Here is a 7,042-nt window from a genome sequence, read left to right as displayed (position 1 = left end):
TGGCGTGGTAAGCCGATGGCAATACGGGTCGACAACGGGCCTGAATACGTCAGCGGCAAGCTGATGGAATGGGCAGAGAAACAGGGCATCGCCTTAAGCCACATCCAGCCGGGCAAGCCGCGACGTGATGCGGTGCTGCGCAGCCGGAATGGCTCCGCACCGCAACCCGCCGCTACCGCCCCGAATACAGCAACCCAAAACCGCTGGAGCGAACCCAAAACTGGATAAAACTTGGGGGGCAAGGTCACCTGGTCCTCTCAGTGGGCCAGAGCTTACTTCAAAATGGATTATTCCAACGGGATAAAGTCAAGTTTTCGCAAAGCGGCGTATGGGTTAAGGAGATCGGCGAAACTGGGTTGATAGATTGGCGGCGTCCGCGGTCGCACAATCCTTGCCGCAGCATGTCCAACAGAAGCCAGCCGATGCCCGCCTTCTATCGCAAGTCCAAACTGTTGCGCCGCTCCCGCGTTTTCTGGGGCTCCTTCTCCCTATGGCGCCCGCGGCTCGTCTTCTGGTGTGGCGCGCTGGCGACCGGCGTGATCAGCGTCGGCTTCGCCAAGCTCGCCGACCTGGCGCAGCACGGATTCAACCGCCTGGCGGCGGCGGCGGAGTGGAGCTTTCTGCTGCCGTTGCTTCTGACGCCGGCGGGTTTTGCTCTCTCGGCCTATCTCGCCATCCGCTTCTTCCCGAATGCGCAAGGCAGCGGCATTCCGCAGGCGATCGCCGCGCGGCATCTCAAGGACGACGAGGATCGTGGCAGGCTGTTGTCGCTGCGCATCGCCTTCGGCAAAATCCTGCTGACGGTGCTCGGCCTCTTCTGCGGCGCCTCCATAGGCCGTGAAGGCCCGACCGTTCAGGTCGGCGCGTCGATCATGCTCGCCGTCGCCCGCTTCGGCGGCATGGCGCAGGCGCGCGGCCTGATCCTCGCGGGTTCGGCGGCCGGTATCGCCGCCGCCTTCAACACGCCCCTCGCCGGCATCGTTTTCGCCATCGAGGAGATGGGCCGGACATACGAGGCCCGCACCAACGGGATCGTTCTCGCCGCCGTCATCATCTCGGGCCTTGCTGCGCTCGGTCTTTCCGGCAGCTACCAATATTTCGGCTCAACATCCGTCGCGCCCCTCGACATGCGCGGCTGGGGGCTGGTTCTTGCCTGCGGCATCGGGGGAGGGGCGCTTGGTGCGGCCTTCAGCGGCATGGCGTTGCATTTCGGCCAGCGCATCCGACGCTGGGCGCAGCCCGAGCCCATGAAGCGCATGGTGCTGCTGGCGCTCTGCTGCGGCCTTGCCATCGCCGTCATCGGCGTGCTTTCCGGCGGCAAGACTTTCGGCACTGGTTACGAAGAGGCCAAAAGCGCCGTGCAGGGCGAAGCGCTGCCGCTGCTGTTCTTCTTAGAGAAATTCGCTGCTGGCTTCCTCTCCATGCTGTCGGGCATACCGGGCGGCATCTTTGCGCCGTCCCTCTCCGTCGGCGCCGGGCTCGGCAGCACGCTGGGCTCGTTCCTCGGCACCAGCATCGCCCTTTCGGCGGTGCTCGGCATGGCGGGATACTTTGCCGGCGTCGTGCAAGCGCCGATGACCGCTTTCGTCATCATCCTTGAAATGACAGGCGATCACGAGGCCGTCATCCCCATCATGGCCGTCTCGATGCTCGGCTACTTGACGTCTCGCATCCTCTCGCGCGAACCGCTCTACCACGGACTTTCGCGCGTTTTCATCGCGGCCGCCATCCGGGCGCGGCGGGCAGCGGGAAAGGGTTCCGGCGAGACAGAGACGCCGTTCGGCCGAGATGTCTGAACAGCAAACCAAGGGAAGATCCGGGCCGACTTCCAAAGATCGTTGACCGGCCGTTCAGCCGCATCTTGTTCGACATCGCCACCGTACAGGATCGGCTACCCGCATTTGGAGTGACATATCGATACAATTCTATCACTCGCTACGTTGTGGCAGCGGCGACCGTGACGTTTGAGCGGACGCGGAATTCTCCTGTGCAAATCCGGATAGCCGCTCCCTGTCCGCATCCATCACAAGCGCGGCCTGAGCCCGGTCGAAGGCCAGTCCGGCCTGCTTGAGGGCCGCAGCCCTCCAACTCCAGGCTTGCTAATTCTCAGTCCGGGCCGGCTTACATCGCCAATTTCCGTTTGCGACTTCAGATGAGCCATCATGTCCAATCATCGCGCCGACCGAAATGTGGCCTGAGCCGTCTGTTTGGTCTGCAACCTACACGACGGGAAAGCGGACGTGCAGCGGCGACTTCGACATCGACGGCAAGTAGGAGCACGCGGTTACGACGGCGTGACATATCGAACATCGACGACGTGCCACGCCGGCGCAACAGCGACAGCGGTGGTGGCTGGCGCTGACTTCATCCTCACGCCGCCGGATGGTTCGAACATACTCGTCATCGGGTAGGCTTCGTCATATCGGGCCTCCTGGCATTGGCGAATAAACGCGTCGCGCCGATGGCGGCACCTCTCGTGCTGTCCAGTGTTGGAGTTTGGCTACATGCCTTCAGCGGCGTGGAAGTCAGATGACGAGGGTGCTCGTTCGCAGAGCACGATCGCATGGAATGTGTCAGCGGGAACAGGCCTCTCCTCAGTCAGGAGCGTGCGGCCAAGGATGGCGGCGGGCGGCCGGATTCTTGCTTGTTTTCAAACGGCAACGCATTGCGGAAAAACAAGATGGAAGTCGAACCGCCAGTGGAGATTGAGTAAGTTGCACGGCTTTTCGGCCGTCAATGAAATCAACCATTAAACATGACAATTTTATGAAGGTTTTTGTGGCCATAGTAGTGGCTGCTATGTTATTGCCAATGCAACGACTTCTGCGGGCTTTGGGTCGTCCTAAGTTTCGTCGCGGGGTCGTATGTTGTCTTTGCGGTCGTGGGCTGGCGTGAGCAGATTGAAGATTGGAAAATTGATTGCGACCTTTACGAAGGTCCGGCCGCGGCTGGAGGCCGTGGCGCAGGCGCGGACAGGTAACCGTGCGACGGCCGAGGATATCATGCAGGACGTCTGGATCAGGCTGGAGAATGCCCGGCCGGAACAGGTGATCGACAATCCGGTGGGCTACATCACCCGCGTTGCCAACAATCTCGTTTCGGACCATATGCGTAAGGAGCGCCGACGCGCCGGGATCGACAGCGAGGTCGCCGATCTCCTGTGCGACGGTGACAACGCGGTTACGCCGGAGCGCGCCCTGATCGGGCGGGAAAGCCTGGAGGCGGTGCGAGCCGCCCTCGACGAGCTGCCGGAGAAGACGCGGCGCATCTTCCTGATGAACCGCATCGAGGGCATCCCGCATCGCCGGATAGCCGAGATGCTTGGCGTCAGCGACGAGGCGGTCTACTACCATATCCGGCGCGCGCTTGAGCGGTTGGCCGTGCTGCGTGATGATCTCGCCGGCTGAACTTTTTTCGCAAGCCTATCTAGGCAAGGGATGCCGTCGGGCGTCTATAGGATAGAGGCGCCCGAATCCGGACGCTATGTCGCCAACCTATATTGCAATGCCTGAATGGACGAACGAGAGAACGGCTCACAAACGGATCACCGGATTGCTCTGGATGCGCGCGACTGGATCGTGCGCCTCACATCCGGTCATGTCAGCGAGACGGATCTTCAGCGGTTCAAGACCTGGCGCGACTGTTCCCCGGAACATAGCCGCGCTTTCGAACGGGAGCGCCTGTTCTGGCGGCAGTTGCAGGCACTCGACGGAAAATCGGATGCTATGCCGTCCTACCGCGCCGCGCAGTCAATACGGCGGCGCGCTGTCGGCAGGCGCGCGCTTCTGATCGGTGGCGGCGCGGCGGCGACAGCCGCGGTCGTGACGGTCGCCATGCCGCGCCTGCACAATTGGTGGTATGCCGATTTCATGACCTCTGTCGGTGAGCGGGCGGAGATCGCCCTGCCGGACGGCTCCGTGGCCATACTCAACACCGACAGCGCCATCGCGGTTGATTTCACCCCGCAACTCCGGCTGGTTGAGCTCTTCAAGGGGGAGGTGGAATTCCGGGTGCGCGCGGATAAGTCGGCTCTGTTCCGCGTCTCCGCGCTCGGCGGCAACAGCGACGCGATCGGCACGACCTATGCGGTCAAGGTGCTGGACGGCGTGGCAACCGTCACGGTGACGGAAGGCCTCGTCCGTGTATCCGGCGGCCCGGGGCAGATGGAACGCGTCGAAGTCGAAGCCGCGCAGCAGACGCATTACGCTGCCAACAGCCGTCCGAGCGCGGTGACGGAGGTCGATACGGACGCGGAGCTCGCGTGGCGCACTGGCCGGGTGATCTTCGAGGGACGTCCCTTTGCGGGCGCGGTTGCCGAGCTCGGCCGCTATGTGCCGGAGCGGATCGTCATGGCCCCCGGCATCGACAGAGCCGTGCCGGTGAGCGGCATTTTTTCCGCCGACGAGGCGTTCGGGGCCGTTCAGGCACTGGCGAAGACGCAAGGGTTCACGACGCGTCGCGTTCCGGGCGTGCTGATCGTCATTTCCTGATCGCCGGAAAACCTTCGTAAAAAAGTTCACTTTCCGTCTTTAGGCAAAGCCTTCCTTCGCGCGTCAATGGGGTGAAGGGGCAAGGTGGAAGCGACTGCTCCCTTCGATCTGGGACCGCATGGGTCATTTGCAGAGAGAGGGTTCTATGAACGACGTGAATGCGCGACAGAAGGGTTTTCGCCGAGGAGATCGCCGGCTGCTCACCACGCTTATGACGGGTGCCGCGCTGTGGCTCGGTGCGCTACCGATGGTCCTGCACCCGATGCAGGCCGCCGCGCAGACCGCGCGCGCCCACCGCTTCGACATTCCGGCCCAGTCCCTCAACCGTTCGCTGCGTGCGCTCGCCGAGCAGACCGGTGTGCAGATCGCCTATGAGACTGCCGTCGCCTCGGGCGCGACGGCGCCGGCCGTGCAAGGCACGATGAGCGCGGAGCAGGCGCTGGCGCGTCTTCTCTCTGTCTCCGGCCTGCGATACAGCTTCACCAACGCCAATACGGTGACGATCCTCCACTCCGCCGTCGCCGTGGAGGAGGGCGGGTCCGATCCTAGCGCGACCGTGCTTGACACCATCACCGTCACCGCCGGCGGCTTCTCCCAGTCGGTGATCGAAGCGCCGGCGAGCATCACCGTCATTCCCGCCGAGGAACTGGAGCTCCGGCCCTACAGGTCGCTGATGGACGCGGTGCGCCATGTCGAGGGCGTGACGATGATCGGCGGCGACAAGGGCGATATCTCGATCCGCGGCATGCCTGCAGCGGGCACGCTCATCATGGTCGACGGACGGCGCCAGAACAGCACGCGAGAGCTGAACCCCAAAGGCGGCAACGCCGTGGAGGACAACTGGATTCCGCCGATCGGCGCGGTGGAACGGATCGAGGTCGTGCGCGGCCCGATGTCGTCGCGCTATGGATCGGACGCCATGGGCGGCGTCATCAACATCATCACCAAGAAGGTGGCGGATCGCTGGTCGGGATCGGTCGGAGCGGACATGACGATCCAGGGCCATTCGCGATCCGGCAATGCGGGGCAGGGCGACTTCTACCTGACCGGCCCCATCGTGCAGGATACCCTTGGCCTCCAGCTCTGGGGATACAAGACCGGGCGCGGCGAGGACAGCATTCGCGGCGGCTTCAACAAGACCGACAATCTCAACGGCACCGCCCGCCTCTGGTACACGCCGACGCCGAACCATGACATCATGCTCGAGGCGCACCGCAGTCGGCAGCAATACTGGGAGACGCCTGGCGAGAGCGCCACGGGCACGTCGGATGTCTACCGCGACTATCTGAGGGAAAGCTATACGTTCGCCCATACCGGGCGCTGGGGGCCGGGTACCTCGCAGTTCTCCTATATCTACGACCATGGCTCCCGCGATGCCTTCACCGCGGGCGCGGCCGATAGCTGGATGCCTGATGTCACCAACCACACGATCGACGGCAGCTATGTGACGCCGCTCGGCGACAGCCACATGCTCAGCTTCGGCGGCCAGTGGCGCCGGCAGACCCTCGACATCGGCGGGATGCGGAACGGCCAGCTGCCGCCCCTGCCGGACGGGACGCCCGCAACGGGGCAACTCGTGGCGAAGGTCGGCCAGTGGGCTTTGTTCGTCGAGGACGAATGGAAACTGACCGACAGCTTCGCGCTGACGGGCGGCGCGCGCTACGACGACAACTCGATCTTCGGCGGCCATGTCTCCCCGCGGCTCTACGCGAACTGGCAGACGACGGAGAACTGGGCGATCAAGGGAGGCGTGGCCACTGGCTTCGTCGCACCCACCATGCAGCAGTACGTTCCCTATATCGGGAACGGTCAGCGGGGTGGCGCGACGACCTGGGGCAATCCGGATCTTCAGCCGGAAACCAGCCTCAACAAGGAGATCGGCGCCTACTACGACAATCTCGACAACTTCTCGGCCAACATCACCTATTTCCACACGGACTATAACGACAAGATCGCCAATACGGGCTCGCGCTGCCTTTCCGCGCCGGCCGGACAGCCTTCGAGCGGCGGCTGCTGGGTCGGGCCGGACGGGCGACCGATGAGCGTCTACTTCAACGTCCCGAAGGCGGTGATCCAGGGTGTGGAACTGGCCGCGCGCTGGACCATGACCGAGGAACTGACGCTGAGCGGCAGCTACACCTATACGAACTCGAAGATGCATACGTCCGGCATCAGCATCTACGGTTTCCCGCTCGGCCAGGCCGACGGTCTTGCCCCCGTCTCCACGCCACGCCATGTGGCGACGGCCCGGCTGGACTGGCAGGCGCGCGAGAACCTCAACACCTATCTGCGCGCAAGCTACCGCAGCGAAGACAATCAGGGCGTCAACTGGGGCGGGGGCAGCAACCCGATGGAGAAAAGCGTCGGCCATCTGCTGACCTTCGATGCCGGGCTGTCCTGGCAGATCAACGAATCGATGGCGCTGAACGCGGCCGTCTACAACATCACCGACCAGACCAATTACGATCCCGGCAGGGCGTCCGGTTACCAGTATGTCGAGGACGGACGGCGGTTATGGGTCGGCATGCGCGGTACTTTCTGAGCGGACGGCG

The 7,042-nt window shown here is 63.5% G+C and carries 4 protein-coding genes and 1 pseudogene; all 5 read left to right on the top strand.

Going from position 1 to position 7,042, the window contains the following annotated elements; translation table 11 throughout:
• Positions 1-228 (top strand): annotated as a pseudogene (locus L0976_RS17035) (hypothetical protein); the annotation flags it as partial.
• A gap of 194 nt (positions 229-422) precedes the next feature.
• Positions 423-1,796, top strand: coding sequence for a chloride channel protein (locus L0976_RS17030; RefSeq protein ID WP_203316522.1), 1,374 nt, complete (start codon positions 423-425; stop codon positions 1,794-1,796).
• A gap of 1,119 nt (positions 1,797-2,915) precedes the next feature.
• Complete coding sequence (locus tag L0976_RS17025) at positions 2,916-3,407, top strand: RNA polymerase sigma factor (RefSeq protein ID WP_234188443.1); 492 nt, start codon at positions 2,916-2,918, stop codon at positions 3,405-3,407.
• Positions 3,408-3,512: 105 nt separating this feature from the next.
• Positions 3,513-4,490: a FecR domain-containing protein gene (locus L0976_RS17020; RefSeq protein ID WP_234188441.1), complete on the top strand. Its 978-nt coding sequence runs from the start codon at positions 3,513-3,515 to the stop codon at positions 4,488-4,490.
• 145 nt (positions 4,491-4,635) lie between these two features.
• Positions 4,636-7,032 carry a TonB-dependent receptor domain-containing protein gene (locus tag L0976_RS17015; RefSeq protein WP_234188440.1) on the top strand — a complete coding sequence of 799 codons (2,397 nt, stop codon included), beginning with the start codon at positions 4,636-4,638 and terminating at the stop codon, positions 7,030-7,032.
• Positions 7,033-7,042: the final 10 nt, after the last annotated feature.

Source organism: Shinella sp. NM-101, from assembly GCF_021401195.1.
Classification (GTDB): domain Bacteria; phylum Pseudomonadota; class Alphaproteobacteria; order Rhizobiales; family Rhizobiaceae; genus Shinella.
The sequence above is the reverse complement of the archived record's forward strand: the minus strand, read 5'-3'. Positions and strand labels throughout refer to the sequence as shown.

What these genes read in the sequence shown, in the direction of transcription:
- L0976_RS17030 (WP_203316522.1), top strand. Translation starts at nt 423, where the DNA reads ATGCCCGCCTTCTATCGCAAGTCCAAACTGTTGCGCCGCTCCCGCGTT.
- L0976_RS17020 (WP_234188441.1), top strand. Translation starts at nt 3,513, where the DNA reads ATGGACGAACGAGAGAACGGCTCACAAACGGATCACCGGATTGCTCTG.
- L0976_RS17015 (WP_234188440.1), top strand. Translation starts at nt 4,636, where the DNA reads ATGAACGACGTGAATGCGCGACAGAAGGGTTTTCGCCGAGGAGATCGC.